We start from the raw sequence: 16,805 nt of genomic DNA on the forward strand, positions 1-16,805 counted from the left end.
CGTGCCCCGGTTTCTTTTGCGTGCGTGGGAGGACGTGTCGACATGACGACGATCAAGGACACCGCCGAGCAGTGGGAGGTCCGGGCCACCGAGACCCCCTTCGTCGGGAACAAGACCTCCGTGCGCACCGACGACGTCGTCATGCCCGACGGGTCGGTGGCCCGCCGCGACTACCAGGTGCACCCCGGCTCCGTGGCCGTCCTCGCCCTCGACGACGAGGGGCGTGTCCTGGTCCTCAAGCAGTACCGGCACCCCGTGGGCATGAAGCTCTGGGAGATCCCGGCCGGTCTGCTCGACGTCCCCGGGGAGAACCCGCTGCACGCCGCGCAGCGCGAGCTGTACGAGGAGGCGCACGTCAAGGCCGAGGACTGGCGGGTCCTGACCGACGTGTACACCACGCCCGGGGGGTGCTCCGAGGCCGTGCGGATCTTCCTCGCGCGGGATCTCTCCGAGGCGGAGGGGGATCGCTTCGCGGTGGAGGACGAGGAGGCGGACATGGAGCTGGGGCGGGTGCGGCTCCAGGATCTCGTGCGGGGGGTGCTTGCGGGGGACCTTCATAACAACTGCCTGGTGGTGGGGGTGCTTTCGCTCAGTGCGGCGCTTGCGGGGGACGGGGTCGACGCCTTGCGTCCGGCCGAGGCGCCTTGGCCTGCGCGGCCCTTCGACGCCTGAGGCCTCCGGCCGGCGGGGGGTGGGTATCGCCCGGCGGGGTCGGCTGCGTCCCTGACGGTTCGTCGTTCGGCCGGCTGCCCGGTGGGGGCTGGTCGCGCAGTTCCCCGCGCCCCTCAAAGGCCGTCCTTCACCTGCCGCGCCGTCGTGGCCGCTCGCGCAGTTCCCCGCGCCCCTGAGATGCGCACTTCGTGCACCATCTCATCAGCCCCGCGCCCCTGAAGGCAGCGGCGAAGCCGCATGCCTTCAGGGGCGCGGGGAACTGCGCGACCAGCCCCCACCGGGCGTGCAGCCGAAAACTGGGGCGCACGCAGTGCGCCTTTCAGGGGCGCGGGGAACTGCGCGACCAGCCCCCACCCGCGGGGCGGCCGGAGAACGGTCCGTCAGGGGGGCGCGGGCCGGTAGGAAGATCCGCTGATCCGATCAGGGGACTTCCGCGCGCCGCCTGCCCAAGGCACCCGCACACCCTGAACTAGGCTCGGATCCGCCCCTGCCGACCCCCGGAGGGGATGGGTGAGACGGAGCGTGGCCCGTGACGGATCAGGCGGTCGAATCGGACGACGAGGCGGCGGTCGAGCCCGGCTCCGAGCAGCTCCGCGGCCGGCCCCGCCCCCGCCGGGACCAGCCCATGACGGGCGGTCAGTTCCTCGGACGCAGGCGCGAGTTGAAGGAGCTGCGGTCCGACATCGAGCGGGCCGGCCTTGACACCCTCGCCGGCCGCAAGGCCCCCCGCGCCCGCGTCCTGCTGATCGCGGGACGCCCCGGCACCGGCCGCACCGCCCTCGCGGAGGAACTCCTCGCCCAGGTCGCCGACCGCTACCCGGACGGCGCGCTGCGCACCCGCCTCACCGCCCCCGACGGCACGCCCGTGCCGACCGAACGCGTCGCCCGCGAGCTGCTCGACGCCCTCGAACTGCCCGCGCCTCCCGGCGAGTCGGCCGACGACCTGGCCGAGCGGCTGCGCGAGGGCCTGTCCGTGCGCCGCGTCGTGCTGCTGCTCGACGATGCGGGCGGCGCCGAGCACGTCGACCCGCTGCTCCCCGACACCCCGGACTGTCTGGTCGTCGCGGTCGCCGAGGGCCCGCTCACGGGAATCGCGGACGTCCGGCCCTGCACGCTCGGCGGCCTCGACATGAAGGCCGCGCTGGAGCTCCTGAGCCGGCACACCGGCTCCGTCCGGATCACCTGCGACCCCCGCTCCGCCGAGTCCCTGGTCGAACTGTGCGGCGCCGAACCCGCCGCCCTGGAGATCGCCGGCGGCTGGCTCGCCCGGCGCCCCAAGGAGTCCGTGGCCGATCTGGCCCGGCAGTTGCACACCGCCGACGACGCCGGGGACGGCTCGGCCCTCGCCCGCGTCTTCCGGCACGCCTACGCCTCCCTGGCCGCCCCCGCCGCCCGGATACTGCGCTACCTGTCCCTGGCGCCGGAGGGATACGTCGACCCGCACACCGCGTCCGCGCTCGCGGGCTGCTCCGTATCCGCCGCCCGCACCACCCTCGACGACTTCGTCTCCCTCGGGCTCGTCCGGGCCGTCGGCTCCGCGGTGCCGCAGTACGAGGTGCCCGGCTGCCTCGTCCCCCTGCTGCGCGGCCTCACCGAGACGCTCGACCGCCCCGCCGAACTCCAGCTCGCCCGCGCCCGCATGCTGGAACGGACCGTCCGGCTGCTGACATCCTGCCGCGCGGTGACCGAACCCGACGGCACTCCGGCCCGCAAGAAGCTCGCCGGGCTGCCCAGCGCCCTGCGCTTCCCCGACCCGGGCGCCGCCGCGCGGTGGCTCGCGGCCCGGCAGCCCGCCCTGCTCGCCGCGGCCCGCCTCGCCGTGGCCGACGGTGAGCTGGACACCCTCGCCCGGCGGCTGATGGCCGCACTGGCCCGGGCCCTGGTGGCACACCGGGGCGCCGAGGCCGCCGCGCCCGAGCTGTACGCGATCCACCGGCTCGTCCTGGACGTCGCCGAGCGCAGGAACCTGCCGCGGGAGAAGGCCGCCGCCCTGCTCAACCTCGCCGACCTCGACGCCGGGACCGGCCGGACCCTGGACGCCCTCGCGCGCTACCGGGCCGCGCTGGACGCCGGACGGGCCGCCCAGGACCCGTACGCGACCGGCCGCGCGATGGAATCCGTAGGCGGCGCCCACCAGGCGCTCGGGGACTGGCAGCGGGCCGCCGACTGGTACGGCAGGGCGCTCGCCCAGCGGCTCACCCGCGGCGAGCGCTCCGACGCCGCCCGGCTGCACGGGCGCATCGCCACCGTCCACACGTACGCGGGGCGCTACGGCGAGGCGCTGCGCGGCTGGCGCTCGGCCGTCGTCGGGTACCGCAAGGAGGGCGACGTCGCCGCGCAGGCGCGGGCCCTGAGCGAGCTGGCCCGGGTCCAGGAGTACGCCGGGCGGCCCGAGGAGTCGCTGCACACGTGCCAGGAGGCGGTCGAGTGGGCGCGCCAGGCCAAGGACGTACGGCTGCAGGCGGCGCTCCAGGTGCGGCTCGCGGACACTTTGGAGCGGCTCGGCGACCCCGCCGCGGCCAAGCTGCACCGGGGTGCGGCCGAGCGCATGCTGGGAGAGGAGCTGGCCGGCGGGCGCGCGGGCGGCGCTCCGGAAGCAAACCCTTCGGAACAAGCCGCTAACACCTGCGAAATCCGTAGTGCATCCGCAGAAGATTGATGGTTCGAAAGGCTAGACAGCGAGAAAACCTTCATTAGACTGGCTCCGCCGCGTACTTCCGTGGCGTCCTCCGGTGTGTCCGTCGGCGCACTGGTATGCAGTGCAATGACCGGTACATCCCCTGAGCCAAGGACCGTGATCGACGATGAAGGTCGGCATCCCCCGCGAGGTCAAGAACAACGAGTTCCGGGTGGCCATCACCCCCGCAGGCGTGCACGAGCTCGTGCGCCACGGCCACCAGGTCTTCGTCGAGCGAGGCGCCGGCGTGGGCTCCTCGATCCCGGACGCGGAGTACGTCGCGGCGGGCGCCGGGATCCTCGGGACCGCGGACGAGGTGTGGGCCGTCGCCGACCTGCTCCTGAAGGTCAAGGAGCCCATCGCGGAGGAGTACCACCGCCTCCGCAAGGACCAGACGCTCTTCACCTACCTGCACCTGGCCGCGTCCAGGGAGTGCACCGACGCGCTGCTGGAGTCGGGCACCACGGCGATCGCCTACGAGACGGTCGAGACCGCGGGCCGCCAGCTGCCGCTGCTCGCCCCGATGTCCGAGGTCGCGGGCCGGCTCGCCCCGCAGGTCGGCGCCTACCACCTGATGGCCGCCAACGGCGGCCGCGGTGTGCTGCCCGGCGGCGTCCCCGGCGTGCTCGCGGGCCGCGCCGTGGTCATCGGCGGCGGCGTCTCGGGCTGGAACGCGGCCCAGATCGCCATCGGCATGGGCTTCCACGTGACCCTGCTCGACAAGGACATCAACAAGCTCAAGGAAGCCGACAAGATCTTCGGCACGAAGATCCAGACCGTCGTCTCCAACGCCTTCGAGCTGGAGAAGGCCTGCCTGGAGGCCGACCTCGTGATCGGCGCGGTGCTGATCCCCGGCGCCAAGGCGCCGAAGCTGGTCACCAACGAGCTGGTCTCGCGCATGAAGCCGGGAAGTGTCCTTGTCGACATCGCGATCGACCAGGGCGGCTGCTTCGAGGACTCGCACCCGACCACGCACGCCGAGCCGACCTTCGCGGTCCACAACTCGGTCTTCTACTGTGTCGCCAACATGCCCGGCGCGGTGCCCAACACCTCGACCTACGCGCTGACCAACGCCACGCTCCCGTACATCGTGGAGCTGGCCAACCGCGGCTGGGCCGACGCCCTGCGCCGCGACCCCGCGCTCGCCCTGGGCCTCAACACCCATGACGGCAAGGTGGTTTACAAGGAGGTCGCGGAGGCACACGGTCTCGACCACCTGGAGCTGGAGACGCTGCTCGGCTGAGCACGCCCTGAGGCGACGTCAACAGAAGTCGTCAATCTCACGCTTACGGCCGGACCTTGCGAAGGGTCCGGCCGTAGACGCATGCGTACGGACTTGGTCAACTCGTCGCGAACATAACCCTTTGGCCGGTTCGCGCACCCGTAAAACACCCCGAAGAACCGTCGCACGCCCTTGACATGAGGGTGTTGCTTTGCCGACACATCGAGCCGGGAACGGCGGATTGTGTTGCTGCGGAGCGGTGACACGCCATAGAGTCGCCAACCGTCGGCAAGGTGCCACGCTGACCTATCGATAAATGTTCCTGGCCACATCCAAGGAGGTAAGACGACTTGTGAATGAGTCGACATTTACTCCCGGAGGTGGCCAGTCAGGCGGACAGGGACCCGCGGGGCTTCAAGCTGTCGGCTCCGTAGCTGTGCGTACCTTCGCGGCCCACCAGAGCGGCTACCAGAGCAGCCCCGAACAGAAGCCGACGCAGACAGCACACCAGAGCATGGATGGCCATCACGTGAACGCCATGGCCGGCGACCGAAGCGGCGACACACACAGCCACTTCGCCGACTACGACGAACTGTCCCCCGAGGGGCACTTCTACGACCCCGACGCCGAGTACGAGCCGGACCCCGAGTACGCGGCCACGCTTGCCCCGGACGCTGCCCGGCAGCGCCGTGAGCGCGTCGGCCCCACCGGACGCCCGCTGCCGTACTTCCCGATTCCAGGACCGCTGACCGACCACGGCCCGGCGAAGATCATCGCGATGTGCAACCAGAAGGGCGGCGTCGGCAAGACCACGTCGACCATCAACCTGGGTGCCGCGCTCGCCGAGTACGGCCGCCGGGTCCTGCTCGTCGACTTCGACCCGCAGGGCGCCCTCTCGGTGGGCCTGGGTGTGAACCCGATGGAGCTCGACCTCACGGTCTACAACCTGCTCATGGAGCGGGGGATGTCCGCGGACGAGGTGCTGCTCAAGACGGCCGTGCCCAATATGGACCTGCTGCCGAGCAACATCGACCTGTCCGCTGCCGAGGTGCAGCTGGTCAGCGAGGTGGCGCGCGAGTCCACGCTCCAGCGCGCCCTGAAGCCGCTGATGGCCGACTACGACTACATCGTGATCGACTGTCAGCCCTCGCTCGGCCTGCTCACGGTCAACGCGCTGACCGCGGCGCACAAGGTCATAGTGCCGCTGGAGTGCGAGTTCTTCGCGCTGCGCGGGGTGGCCCTGCTGACCGAGACCATCGAGAAGGTCCAGGAGCGGCTCAACCCGGAGCTCGAACTCGACGGCATCCTCGCCACGATGTACGACTCCCGCACGGTGCACAGCCGTGAGGTCCTGGCCCGCGTGGTCGAGGCCTTCGACGATCACGTGTACCACACGGTCATCGGGCGCACGGTCCGCTTCCCGGAGACCACGGTCGCCGGTGAGCCGATCACCACGTACGCCTCGAACTCCGTCGGTGCCGCGGCCTACCGCCAGCTCGCCAGGGAGGTGCTCGCCCGGTGTCACGCCGAGTGAGTCTGCCGGGGGCCGACGAACTGTTCCGTACGACCGGGGGAATGGCACTGCAGTCGTCGTCGCCGCGGCGTCCTGCCAACGGTGAGGCGCGGGTCCCCGGCCCTGCCGGGGAGAGCGACGAGGCGGCCGCCGTCTCGTCCGGCGCGGACGAGGGAGCCTCCGACCCTGCCGCCTCGGCCCCGGCGTCCGAGGCGGCCCCCGCGCCGTCCGGCGAGCACACGGCCGCCGAGGCCGTAGGGTCGGAGGCTCCCTCGCGCAGCCGGGCAGCGGCCGGTGAGGCGGCGGAGAAGCCGGCCCGCCGGGCCTCCGGCGGGGCGCAGGAAGGTTCTGCCCAGGGGCGTGGCTCGACCGCGGCGGCCCGGCGCCGCTCCCGCGCCGCCAACCGGCGCCCCAGCGGACGTGAGCGGCACGACGAGAAGATCACCGTGTACGTCTCCGCCGAGGAGCTGATGGACCTCGAACACGCGCGGCTCGTGCTGCGCGGCGAGCACGGGCTCGCCGTGGACCGCGGCCGCATCGTGCGCGAAGCGGTCGCCGTGGTCCTGGCCGACCTGGAGTCCCGGGGGGACGCGAGCATTCTCGTCCGCCGGCTGCGCGGGCGGTAGCCGCCGCGGCGGTAGCCTCCGGCAGTGATGCCCGTGAACGATTCCTCCCTGCCGCCCGGCCGTGGCGCGCGCCGCCGCGCGCTGGGCCGCGGAGCGGTTCCCGAGGCGCCGCCCGAGCCGGAGCCCGAGCCCGAACCGGTTCCCGAGGCCGATCCGGCCCCTGAACCCGCCGCGGAGCCCGAGGCGGTCCCCGAGACGGTCCCCGGGACCGAGCCCGACGACGGGCGCTTCACCGTGCGGCTCGCCAATTTCGAGGGCCCCTTCGATCTGCTGTTGCAGCTCATCTCGAAGCACAAGCTCGACGTCACCGAGGTCGCGCTGTCGAAGGTGACCGACGAGTTCATGGCCCACATCCGGGCGATGGGCCCGGACTGGGACCTCGACCAGACCACCGAGTTCCTCGTCGTCGCCGCGACCCTGCTCGACCTGAAGGCCGCCCGGCTGCTGCCCGCCGCCGAGGTGGAGGACGAGGCCGACCTGGCCCTCCTCGAAGCCCGCGACCTGCTCTTCGCCCGGCTGCTCCAGTACCGCGCGTACAAGCGGATCGCCGACATCTTCAGCGCGCGGCTCGACGACGAGGCGCGGCGCCACCCGCGCACCGTGGGCCTGGAGCCGCACCACGCGGAGCTGCTCCCGGACGTCGTCATCAGCATCGGCCCCGAGGGGTTCGCCGGGCTCGCGGTGAAGGCGATGCAGCCCAAGCCGAAGCCGCGGGTCTACGTCGAGCACATCCACGCGCCGCTGGTGAGCGTGCAGGAGCAGGCCGGGCTCGTGGTGGCCCGGCTGCGGGAGCTGGGCCGGGCCAGCTTCCAGGAGCTGGTGGCCGACACCGGGGACACCCTGACCGTGGTGGCCCGGTTCCTGGCGCTCCTGGAGCTGTACCGGGAGAAGGTCGTCGCCCTGGACCAGGAGACCGCGCTCGGGGAGCTCCTCGTGCGCTGGACCGGGGCCGCGGACGCGGCGGAACCCGTGGTGACCGACGAGTTCGACCGGGCGCCCGAGCCGGCCGGCGGGCATGACGAGGACAGGGAGAGTGCGCGATGAGCGGGGAGACCGAGGGCACGGCGAGCGGCGTGGCGGGACTCGCCCTGCGGCCGGCCCTGGAGGCGGTGCTGATGGTCGTCGACGAGCCCGCCACCGAGGAACAGCTCGCCAAGATCCTCCAGCGGCCGCGGCGGGCCGTGGCGGACGCGCTGCGGGAGCTGGCCGACGAGTACACCGTGCAGGGGCGCGGCTTCGAGCTGCGCCGGGTCGCCGGGGGCTGGCGGTTCTACACGCGCCCGGAGTACGCGGACGCCGTCGAGGGGTTCGTGCTCGACGGGCAGATCGCCCGGCTCACCCAGGCCGCTCTGGAGACCCTCGCGGTCGTCGCGTACCGCCAGCCGGTGAGCCGGTCGCGCGTCTCCGCGGTGCGCGGGGTCAACTGTGACGGGGTCATGCGGACCCTGTTGCAGCGGGGGCTGGTGGCGGAGGCGGGCACGGAACCCGAAACAGGTGCGATCCTGTACAGGACGACGAACTACTTTCTGGAGCGGATGGGCCTGCGCGGCCTGGACGAGCTGCCGGAACTCGCGCCCTTCCTCCCCGAGGCGGACGCGATCGAGGCCGAGACGCTGGAAGGGGTTCCGTCGTTCGACCCGGACGCACCCGATGCGCCAGGGTCCGAGTACACCGAGCACGCAGCCGACTAGACGGAATCTTTGATGCGAAGCAGCAGCGGCAGGAACAGCAGCGGAAACAACGGCGGGAGCCGTGGTGGCAACAGCGGCGGCCGCGGCGGTAGCGGCGGTGGCGCCCGGGGTGGCAGCGGCGGTGGCGCCCGGGGTGGCAGCGGCGGTGGCCGCGGCGACTTCCGGAGCGCCGGCAACGCCCGCGACGACAAGCAGGGCGGCGCCGGCCGCCCGAAGAAGCCGCGTCCCGAGGAGCGGCGGTACGACGTGGGCCCCGGCGGCACGCAGGACGGCCCGAAGTCGGGCCGCGGCGCCTCGGCGCGCGGCGGCGCCAAGGGCGGCCCCAAGCGTGGGCAGCAGCCCGCGCAGGGCCGCGGGCGCTGGGTCCCGGCGACCTCGCGCGAGTACGAGGCCAGGGCCGAGGAGCGCAACCGCGAGCGGTACGCCGGCAAGAAGGACGTGAAGCTCCCCAAGACCTTCCCCGGCGCCGAGCAGGAGGGCGAGCGGCTGCAGAAGGTGCTGGCCCGCGCCGGTTACGGCTCGCGCCGCGCCTGCGAGGAGCTGGTCGAGCAGGCCCGCGTCGAGGTCAACGGCGAGATCGTGCTGGAGCAGGGCATGCGCGTCGACCCGGAGAAGGACGAGATCAAGGTCGACGGGCTGACGGTGGCGACGCAGTCGTACCAGTTCTTCGCCCTGAACAAGCCGGCCGGCGTCGTCTCCACCATGGAGGACAACGAGGGCCGGCAGTGCCTGGGCGACTACACGAACAACCGTGAGACCCGGCTGTTCCACGTCGGACGGCTCGACACCGAGACCGAGGGCGTGATCCTGCTCACCAACCACGGCGAGCTGGCGCACCGCCTGACCCACCCCAAGTACGGCGTGAAGAAGGTCTACCTCGCGCACATCGTGGGTCCGATCCCGCGCGACCTGGGCAAGCAGCTCAAGGACGGCATCCAGCTGGAGGACGGGTACGCCAAGGCGGACCACTTCCGCGTCGTCGAGCAGACCGGCAAGAACTACCTGGTCGAGGTGACCCTGCACGAGGGGCGCAAGCACATCGTGCGGCGGATGCTCGCCGAGGCCGGCTTCCCCGTCGACAAGCTGGTCCGGGTCGCCTTCGGTCCGATCACGCTCGGCGACCAGAAGTCGGGCTGGCTGCGGCGCCTGTCCAACACCGAGGTCGGCATGCTGATGCAGGAGGTCGACCTGTAGGTCCGGCGTTCCGGGTCGCAGGGGGCTTGTCCCCGGCCGCCCCCTCCCTTTAGAGTCGCTCAGACCAATAAGGGAGGGGGCTGCCGCATGTCGCCGCACGGCTACGACAAACACGCCTATGAGCCCTTCGCCGTCACCGTGGACCTCGCCGTCTTCACGCTCCGCGCGAGCCGGCTGCACATCCTGCTCGTCGAGCGCGGCCAGGAGCCCTACGCGGGCCGCTGGGCGCTGCCCGGCGGGTTCCTCGCGCCGCAGGAGTCGGCGGAGAGCGCGGCGCGGCGCGAGCTGGCCGAGGAGACCGGACTGAGCGACGTGGCCGGGCTCCACCTGGAGCAGCTGCGCACCTACAGCGCCCCGGACCGGGACCCGCGGATGCGGGTCGTCTCCGTCGCGTTCGCCGCGCTCGTCCCCGACGCCCCGCAGGCCCGGGGCGGCGGCGACGCCGCACGCGCCGCGTGGCTGCCCTACGAGCCGGGGGCCCGCGGCGCCTACGGGCCGCTCGCCTTCGACCACGCCACCATCCTCGCCGACGCCCACGAGCGGATCGGCGGCAAGCTGGAGTACACCTGCCTGGCCACCGCGTTCTGCCCGCCCGAGTTCACCCTCGGCGAGCTGCGCCAGGTCTACGAGGTCGTCTGGGGCACCGAGCTCGACCCGGCCAACTTCCGGCGCAAGGTACTGGCCACCCCCGGATTCGTCGAACAGGTCCCGGGCGCGTCCCGGCTGACCGGCGGCCGCGGCAAACCGGCCGCCCTGTACCGGGCCGGCGGCGCCACCTCCCTGCTGCCGCCGCTGATCAAGCCCGCACCCGACGCCACGGAAGGCAGCCGCCGATGACGCTTCCCATGACCGAGCGCCCCGCCACCGGATCACTGCTGGGGCTCGCCCTCGGGGACGCGCTCGGAGCCCCGACCGAGTTCGACGACGTACCGGCGATCCTGGCCAAGTGCGGACCCTGGCGCGCCATGGAGCTGCCCGGCCCCGTCGCGTACATCACCGACGACACGCAGATGGCGCTCGCCGTCGCCCGCGGCCTGCGCACCGGCACGGGACGCGGGCTGCTCGGCCCGAAGCGCTGGGAGCGGCCGCTGCGCGAGGAGTTCGTGGACTGGTACCAGTCCCCGGAGAACAACCGCGCGCCCGGGGCCACCTGTCTGCGCGCGTGCGACCGGCTCAAGACCGAGGGCCGGGCCTGGCAGGACGCGAGCCAGCTGCACTCCAAGGGGTGCGGCGCCAACATGCGGGTCACCCCGCTCGGGCTCGTCCCGGGGCTGAGCGACGAGCAGCGGGCGGGCGCCGCCCAGATGCAGGCCGCCCTGACCCACGGCCACCCCACGGCGCTCGCCGCCTCCGACCTCACCGCGCACGCCGTGCGGCTGCTCGCCGAGGGCGCCGAACCGACCGGTCTCGTCGGCCGCCTGCGCTCGTACGCGTACGACAACCGCGGGACCTACCACGAGCGGTGGCTCGGCGACCTGTGGACGCGGGGCGGGGCGGCGACGCCCGAGGCGTTCATCGCCACCGGCTGGGACGAGTGCCTCGGCGTCCTGGACCGGCTGCGGGACGCCCTGGCCGCCCCCTCCCCGGAGACCGACCCCTGCCTGGCCACCGGCGCCGGGTGGATCGCCGAGGAGGCGCTCGCCACCGGCCTGCTGTGCTTCCTGCTCTTCGTGGACGCACCGGTGCTCGCGCTGCGCCGCGCCGCCTGCACCTCCGGCGACTCGGACTCGATCGCGGCGCTGACCGGCGCCTTCGCGGGCGCCCACCTCGGGCCGGACGGCTGGCCGCCGGAGTGGGTGGCCCGCGTCGAGCACCGCGACGAACTGCTCGCGTTCGGCGCGGAGTGGGACGCGGTCTGAGCAGGCCCTAAGCGGCGGCTTCCCGGGCGGAGGCGCGTCGCGTCCGGATCAGGAAGTCCTCGATCCGGGCCCGGTCCGGCTCCGGCGGCAGCGCGGTGCGCACCGCGGCCTCCTCCGCCTCGGCCGCCAGCCGGGTCATCCGGCGGTCGATCTCCGGCCACGGGACCTCGCCCCGCTTCACCGCAAGGAGCGGCTCGCGCTGCGCGCCCACGTCGATCGTCAGCTCACCGGTGCGCAGCAGGTCGCGGCAGGACATCAGCAGCCGCAGCAGGTGCATCGCGTGCTTCCAGCGCGGGGCGCCGTGCACGCGGACGTCGGCCTCCAGCTTCTTGCGCTGCCCGGCCGCGTACCGCGCGAACGTGGTGTGGGCCTGCCGCGAGAGGAACGCCGTGCGCAGCGCGAGCAGCTCGCGGCCGACCGGCGTGACGTGCTCGACGAGCGGGGAGTGCAGGCACTCCAGAACGTTCGGATTCGCCCGCAGCGCCAGCTCGCAGAAGCGCTCCAGCTCCCAGGAGAACTGCTCCGGCGCCGGCCCCTCGACATGGGCGGGCGGCTTCTCGAACCGCCAGTACAGCGGGGTCGGCGCGAGGTAGACGCCACGGCGGTCCGTGTCGCTCTCCTGCGTGGCCAGACCGAAGGCGCGCGAGCCCATGACGCAGGCGTAGACCGTGTGGTCGCGCACCAGATCCCCGGCCCGCGTGTGCTCCGCTTCCATGCCGGGAGCGTACGGCCTCCCGCGAGCGGGACGAGAGCGAATTTCCGCGCCGCGCCGCCGCTCCGTGGACAGCGCGTCTCGACAGACGGGCGCCGCGCGCCCCCGCCGGCCCGCCCCACTACGCTGACCATGGCAGACGTATGAACGGATCAAGGAGTGACACCGTGGCGGTACGAGCGGTCCGGGGCGCCGTGCAACTCGAGCGTGACGAGGCCGGGCACATGGACGAGCAGGTCAGCAAAGTGCTCACCGCCATCCTGGAGCGCAACCGGCTGACCGGCGACGACCTGATCTCGATCTGGTTCACGGCCACGCCCGACCTGCACTCCGACTTCCCGGCGGCCGCCGCCCGCAAGCTCGGCATCGTCGACGTGCCCCTGATCTGCGCCCAGGAACTGGACATCGAAGGCGCCATGCCGCGCGTCGTCCGCGTCCTCGCGCACGTCGAGACCGACCTGCCCCGGGCCGACGTCGCGCACGTCTACCTCGGCGCCGCGGCCGCGCTGCGCAAGGACATCGCCCAGTGAGAACCGCACTCGTCATCGGCACGGGCCTCATCGGCACCTCCGCCGCCCTGGCCCTCGCCTCGCGCGGCGTGCGCGTGCACCTCGCCGACCACGACACCGCGCAGGCCCGCACCGCCGCCGCGCTCGGCGCCGGGACGGACGAGGCCCCGCAGGACACGGTCGACCTGTGCCTCGTCGCCGTCCCCCCGGCCCACGTGGCCGCGACCCTGGCCGGTGCCATGCGCCGCGGCGCCGCCCGCGCCTACCTCGACGTCGCCAGCGTGAAGGGCGGCCCGCGCCGCGAGCTGGAAGCCCTCGGCCTCGACCTCACGGCCTACATCGGTACGCACCCGATGAGCGGCCGGGAGCGCAGCGGCCCCCTCGCCGCGACCGCCGACCTCTTCGAGGGCCGCCCGTGGGTGCTGACCCCGTCCCCGGCCACCGACACCGAGGTCCTGAACGTCGCCCTCGAACTGGTCGCCCTGTGCCGCGCCGTGCCCGTCGTCATGGACGCCGACGCCCACGACCGGGCCGTCGCCCTCGTCTCGCACATGCCCCACCTGGTCTCCAGCATGGTCGCGGCCCGCCTGGAGAACGCGGAGGAGAGCGCCGTACGCCTCTGCGGGCAGGGCATCCGCGACGTGACGCGGATCGCCGCCTCCGAGCCGGGCATGTGGATCGACATCCTCTCCGCGAACCCGGGCCCGGTCGCCGACCTCCTCTCCGCCGTCTCCGCCGACCTCGACGAGACGGTCCAGGCGCTGCGCGCGCTCCAGTCCGGCGACGACGCCAAGCGCCGCGCGGGCGCCGACGGCGTGGAGACCATGCTCCGCCGGGGCAACGCGGGCCAGAGCCGGGTCCCCGGCAAGCACGGCGCGGCCCCCGCCGCGTACGAGATCGTCGCCGTCCTCATCTCCGACCAGCCCGGCGAGCTGGCCCGCATCTTCGCGGACGCGGGCGCCGCGGGCGTCAACATCGAGGACGTCCGCATCGAGCACGCGACCGGGCAGCAGGCCGGTTTCGTGCAGCTCATGGTCCACCCCGCCGCGGCCCCGAAGCTGACCGCCTCGCTGCGCGAGCGCGGCTGGTCGATGCGGCAGTGAGAGCGGCAGTAAGAGGCGCTCGCGGGAGCCAGTAACCTTGTGCGGGGCGCCTTCGCGCCCCGCCCTCCTGCCTCGTGCACTCAGAAAGGTGTCCGTCACCGTGGAAACCGCCGCCCCGGCAGCCGTGATCGTCGCCATCGACGGACCCTCCGGCACGGGCAAGTCGAGCACCTCGAAGGCCGTCGCCGCCCAGCTCGGCCTGAGCTACCTCGACACCGGCGCCCAGTACCGCGCGATCACCTGGTGGATGGTGAACAACGGGATCGACCTGACCGACCCGTCCGCCGTCGCCGCGGTCGCGGGCAAGGCCGAGATCGTCTCCGGCACGGACCCGGCCGCGCCGACCATCACCGTCGACGGCACGGACGTGGCGGGCCCGATCCGCACCGGTGAGGTCACCTCCAAGGTCAGCGCCGTCAGCGCCGTCCCCGAGGTGCGCGCCCGCATCACCGAACTGCAGCGCTCCATCGCGGCCTCGGCCGCGGCGGACGGCCGGGGCATCGTCGTCGAGGGCCGGGACATCGGTACGACCGTGCTGCCCGACGCCGACCTGAAGATCTTCCTCACCGCCTCGCCCGAGGCCCGTGCCGCCCGCCGCTCCGGCGAGCTGAAGGGCGCCGACGTCAAGGCCACGCAGGAGGCCCTGATCAAGCGGGACGCGGCCGACTCGACCCGCAAGACGTCGCCGCTGGCCAAGGCCGGCGACGCCGTCGAGGTGGACACCACCGACCTCACGCTCCAGCAGGTCATCGAGTGCGTCGTCACCCTCGTCGAGGAGAAGCGGACCGCCGCATGACCTCCGGCAGCCCTGCGGGCCCCTCGGAGCGCGGGGCCGAGATCGGCCGGCGCATCGGCGTCGGCCTGATGTACGGGCTGTGGAAGCCGCGCGTCCTGGGCGCCTGGCGGGTCCCGGCGAGCGGCCCGGTCGTCTTCGCGGTGAACCACGCGCACAACGTGGACGGCCCCATGGTCATGGGCGTCGCCCCGCGCCCGACGCACTTCCTCATCAAGCAGGAGGCGTTCGTCGGACCGCTCGGCACCTTCCTCGAAGGCATCGGGCAGGTGAAGGTCGACCGGTCCGGCGCGGACCGGACGGCGATCACCCGGGCGCTCGACGTCCTCGCCGCGGGCGGGGCGCTCGGCATCTTCCCCGAGGGCACGCGCGGCGCCGGCGACTTCGCGTCGCTGCGGGCCGGGCTCGCCTACTTCGCCGTCCGCGGCGGCGCCCCGATCGTCCCGGTCGCCGTCCTGGGAAGCACGGACAGGCGCGGCCGGTTGATAAAGAAGCTGCCTCCGCTGCGCAGCCGGGTCGACGTCGTCTTCGGCGACCCCTTCGAGGCGGGCGACGGCAGCGGACGGCGCACGCGCACCGCGCTCGACGCGGCCACCGTGCGCATCCAGGAGCGGCTCACCGCCCACCTGGCGGACGCCAGGCGCCTGACCGGGCGCTGAGCGAGACTTTCAGTAGTGGACCGCGGTCCGCCGCGGAACACCGATCACCACGAATGAACGACGAGGTACGGACTTCATGAACGACCAGATCCAGCCCGAGGGCTCGCCGGACCACGAGCACGGGGCGCTCGGCGACGCGGAGTACGCGCAGTTCATGGAGCTCGCCGCCGAGGAGGGCTTCGACGTCGAGGACGTCGAGGGCGCGATCGAGGAGGCGGGCCACGGCCCGCTGCCCGTCCTCGCCGTCGTCGGCCGCCCGAACGTCGGCAAGTCGACCCTGGTGAACCGCATCATCGGCCGCCGCGAGGCGGTCGTCGAGGACAAGCCGGGCGTCACCCGCGACCGCGTCACCTACGAGGCCGAGTGGGCGGGCCGCCGCTTCAAGGTCGTCGACACCGGCGGCTGGGAGCAGGACGTGCTCGGCATCGACGCGTCGGTGGCCGCGCAGGCCGAGTACGCGATCGAGACCGCCGACGCGGTCGTCTTCGTCGTCGACTCCACCGTCGGCGTCACCGACACCGACGAGGCCGTCGTCCGGCTGCTGCGCAAGGCCAAGAAGCCCGTGGTGCTCTGCGCCAACAAGGTCGACGGCCCCAGCGGCGAGGCCGACGCCACCGCCCTGTGGTCGCTCGGCATCGGCGAGCCGCACCCGGTCTCCTCGCTGCACGGCCGCGGCACCGGCGACATGCTGGACGCCGTCATCGAGGCGCTGCCCGACGCGCCCCCGCAGACCTTCGGCACCGCCATCGGCGGCCCCCGCCGGATCGCGCTGATCGGCCGCCCGAACGTCGGCAAGTCCTCGCTCCTGAACAAGGTGGCCGACGAGGACCGCGTCGTCGTCAACGAGCTGGCGGGCACCACCCGCGACCCGGTCGACGAGCTCATCGAACTGGGCGGCGTCACCTGGAAGTTCATCGACACGGCCGGCATCCGCAAGCGCGTCCACCTCCAGCAGGGCGCCGACTACTACGCCTCGCTGCGCACCGCCGCCGCCGTCGAGAAGGCGGAGGTCGCGGTCATCCTGATCGACGCCTCCGAGACCATCTCGGTGCAGGACCAGCGGATCGTGACGATGGCGGTCGAGGCTGGCCGCGCGATCGTCGTCGCGTTCAACAAGTGGGACACCCTCGACGAGGAGCGCCGCTACTACCTGGAGCGCGAGATCGAGACCGAGCTCGCCCAGATCGCGTGGGCGCCGCGGGTGAACGTGTCGGCGCGTACCGGCCGCCACATGGAGAAGCTGGTCCCGGCGATCGAGACGGCCCTGGACGGCTGGGAGACCCGCGTCCCGACGGGCCGCCTCAACGCGTTCCTCGGCGAACTCGTCGCCGCCCACCCGCACCCGATCCGCGGCGGCAAGCAGCCCCGCATCCTCTTCGGTACGCAGGCCGGCACCAAGCCGCCGCGGTTCGTGCTCTTCTCCTCCGGGTTCATCGAGCACGGCTACCGGCGGTTCGTGGAGCGGCGTCTGCGCGAGGAGTTCGGGTTCGAGGGGACGCCGATCCACATTTCCGTGCGGGTCCGGGAGAAGCGCGGGCGCAAGAAGTAGCAGTCGACTGCACAGTGCGCCGCGGG

Annotated in this window: 16 protein-coding genes; 15 read left to right on the forward strand and 1 reads right to left on the reverse strand. The window is 73.1% G+C overall.

The window, feature by feature from the left end:
- The first annotated feature begins 42 nt into the window (after window positions 1-42).
- The 10 genes from ACIBW6_RS29665 (at window position 43) to ACIBW6_RS29710 (ending at window position 11,454) form a co-directional block, all read left to right on the forward strand.
- A complete protein-coding gene (locus ACIBW6_RS29665) occupies window positions 43-672 on the forward strand; it encodes an NUDIX domain-containing protein (protein WP_399064935.1) in 630 nt (209 codons plus the stop codon).
- A 529-nt stretch (window positions 673-1,201) separates the two neighbouring features.
- Window positions 1,202-3,331, forward strand: coding sequence for a tetratricopeptide repeat protein (locus ACIBW6_RS29670; RefSeq protein ID WP_399064937.1), 2,130 nt, complete (start codon window positions 1,202-1,204; stop codon window positions 3,329-3,331).
- Between the two features lie 145 nt (window positions 3,332-3,476).
- On the forward strand, window positions 3,477-4,592 hold the full coding sequence (gene ald / locus ACIBW6_RS29675) for an alanine dehydrogenase (protein WP_399064939.1): 1,116 nt from the start codon (window positions 3,477-3,479) through the stop codon (window positions 4,590-4,592).
- Between the two features lie 331 nt (window positions 4,593-4,923).
- Window positions 4,924-6,105, forward strand: coding sequence for a ParA family protein (locus ACIBW6_RS29680; protein WP_399064941.1), 1,182 nt, complete (start codon window positions 4,924-4,926; stop codon window positions 6,103-6,105).
- Window positions 6,090-6,710 carry a hypothetical protein gene (locus ACIBW6_RS29685; protein ID WP_399064942.1) on the forward strand — a complete coding sequence of 207 codons (621 nt, stop codon included), beginning with the start codon at window positions 6,090-6,092 and terminating at the stop codon, window positions 6,708-6,710. The genes ACIBW6_RS29680 and ACIBW6_RS29685 overlap by 16 nt, the downstream gene beginning before the upstream one ends.
- A 27-nt stretch (window positions 6,711-6,737) precedes the next feature.
- Window positions 6,738-7,754 (forward strand): segregation and condensation protein A, encoded by a 1,017-nt coding sequence (locus tag ACIBW6_RS29690; protein ID WP_399064944.1) that lies wholly within the window; start codon window positions 6,738-6,740, stop codon window positions 7,752-7,754.
- Window positions 7,751-8,401, forward strand: a complete 651-nt coding sequence (gene scpB, locus ACIBW6_RS29695; RefSeq protein WP_399064946.1) for an SMC-Scp complex subunit ScpB — start codon at window positions 7,751-7,753, stop codon at window positions 8,399-8,401. Before ACIBW6_RS29690 ends, scpB begins: the two co-directional genes overlap by 4 nt.
- A gap of 12 nt (window positions 8,402-8,413) precedes the next feature.
- Window positions 8,414-9,595, forward strand: a complete 1,182-nt coding sequence (locus ACIBW6_RS29700; RefSeq protein ID WP_399064948.1) for a pseudouridine synthase — start codon at window positions 8,414-8,416, stop codon at window positions 9,593-9,595.
- A gap of 87 nt (window positions 9,596-9,682) precedes the next feature.
- Entirely contained in the window at window positions 9,683-10,432 is a 750-nt protein-coding gene (locus ACIBW6_RS29705; protein WP_399064950.1) for an NUDIX hydrolase, read from the forward strand.
- Window positions 10,429-11,454 (forward strand): ADP-ribosylglycohydrolase family protein, encoded by a 1,026-nt coding sequence (locus ACIBW6_RS29710; RefSeq protein WP_399064952.1) that lies wholly within the window; start codon window positions 10,429-10,431, stop codon window positions 11,452-11,454. The genes ACIBW6_RS29705 and ACIBW6_RS29710 overlap by 4 nt, the downstream gene beginning before the upstream one ends.
- A gap of 7 nt (window positions 11,455-11,461) precedes the next feature.
- Here the strand turns inward: ACIBW6_RS29710 and ACIBW6_RS29715 are convergent, their stop codons facing one another.
- Window positions 11,462-12,169, reverse strand: a complete 708-nt coding sequence (locus ACIBW6_RS29715) for a DNA polymerase beta superfamily protein (RefSeq protein ID WP_399064954.1) — start codon at window positions 12,167-12,169, stop codon at window positions 11,462-11,464.
- 164 nt (window positions 12,170-12,333) lie between these two features.
- On the opposite strand from ACIBW6_RS29715, the gene aroH reads away from it, so the two are divergent.
- The 5 genes from aroH (at window position 12,334) to der (ending at window position 16,779) form a co-directional block, all read left to right on the forward strand.
- A complete protein-coding gene (gene aroH / locus ACIBW6_RS29720) occupies window positions 12,334-12,696 on the forward strand; it encodes a chorismate mutase (RefSeq protein ID WP_399064956.1) in 363 nt (120 codons plus the stop codon).
- A complete protein-coding gene (locus tag ACIBW6_RS29725) occupies window positions 12,693-13,778 on the forward strand; it encodes a prephenate dehydrogenase (protein WP_399064957.1) in 1,086 nt (361 codons plus the stop codon). Before aroH ends, ACIBW6_RS29725 begins: the two co-directional genes overlap by 4 nt.
- A 100-nt stretch (window positions 13,779-13,878) precedes the next feature.
- Window positions 13,879-14,574: a (d)CMP kinase gene (gene cmk, locus ACIBW6_RS29730; protein WP_399064959.1), complete on the forward strand. Its 696-nt coding sequence runs from the start codon at window positions 13,879-13,881 to the stop codon at window positions 14,572-14,574.
- Window positions 14,571-15,230 (forward strand): lysophospholipid acyltransferase family protein, encoded by a 660-nt coding sequence (locus tag ACIBW6_RS29735; protein ID WP_399064962.1) that lies wholly within the window; start codon window positions 14,571-14,573, stop codon window positions 15,228-15,230. Before cmk ends, ACIBW6_RS29735 begins: the two co-directional genes overlap by 4 nt.
- 76 nt (window positions 15,231-15,306) lie before the next feature.
- Window positions 15,307-16,779 carry a ribosome biogenesis GTPase Der gene (gene der, locus ACIBW6_RS29740; protein WP_399064964.1) on the forward strand — a complete coding sequence of 491 codons (1,473 nt, stop codon included), beginning with the start codon at window positions 15,307-15,309 and terminating at the stop codon, window positions 16,777-16,779.
- Window positions 16,780-16,805 lie beyond the last annotated feature (26 nt).

Source organism: Streptomyces sp. NPDC049813, from assembly GCF_044465085.1.
Classification (GTDB): domain Bacteria; phylum Actinomycetota; class Actinomycetes; order Streptomycetales; family Streptomycetaceae; genus Streptomyces.

Bases quoted from the DNA above. Each gene is read 5' to 3' on its own strand.
- ACIBW6_RS29665 (WP_399064935.1), top strand. From the start codon at position 43: ATGACGACGATCAAGGACACCGCCGAGCAGTGGGAGGTCCGGGCCACC.
- ald (WP_399064939.1), top strand. From the start codon at position 3,477: ATGAAGGTCGGCATCCCCCGCGAGGTCAAGAACAACGAGTTCCGGGTG.
- ACIBW6_RS29690 (WP_399064944.1), top strand. From the start codon at position 6,738: ATGCCCGTGAACGATTCCTCCCTGCCGCCCGGCCGTGGCGCGCGCCGC.
- scpB (WP_399064946.1), top strand. From the start codon at position 7,751: ATGAGCGGGGAGACCGAGGGCACGGCGAGCGGCGTGGCGGGACTCGCC.
- ACIBW6_RS29700 (WP_399064948.1), top strand. From the start codon at position 8,414: ATGCGAAGCAGCAGCGGCAGGAACAGCAGCGGAAACAACGGCGGGAGC.
- ACIBW6_RS29705 (WP_399064950.1), top strand. From the start codon at position 9,683: ATGTCGCCGCACGGCTACGACAAACACGCCTATGAGCCCTTCGCCGTC.
- ACIBW6_RS29710 (WP_399064952.1), top strand. From the start codon at position 10,429: ATGACGCTTCCCATGACCGAGCGCCCCGCCACCGGATCACTGCTGGGG.
- ACIBW6_RS29715 (WP_399064954.1), bottom strand. From the start codon at position 12,169: ATGGAAGCGGAGCACACGCGGGCCGGGGATCTGGTGCGCGACCACACG.
- ACIBW6_RS29735 (WP_399064962.1), top strand. From the start codon at position 14,571: ATGACCTCCGGCAGCCCTGCGGGCCCCTCGGAGCGCGGGGCCGAGATC.
- der (WP_399064964.1), top strand. From the start codon at position 15,307: ATGAACGACCAGATCCAGCCCGAGGGCTCGCCGGACCACGAGCACGGG.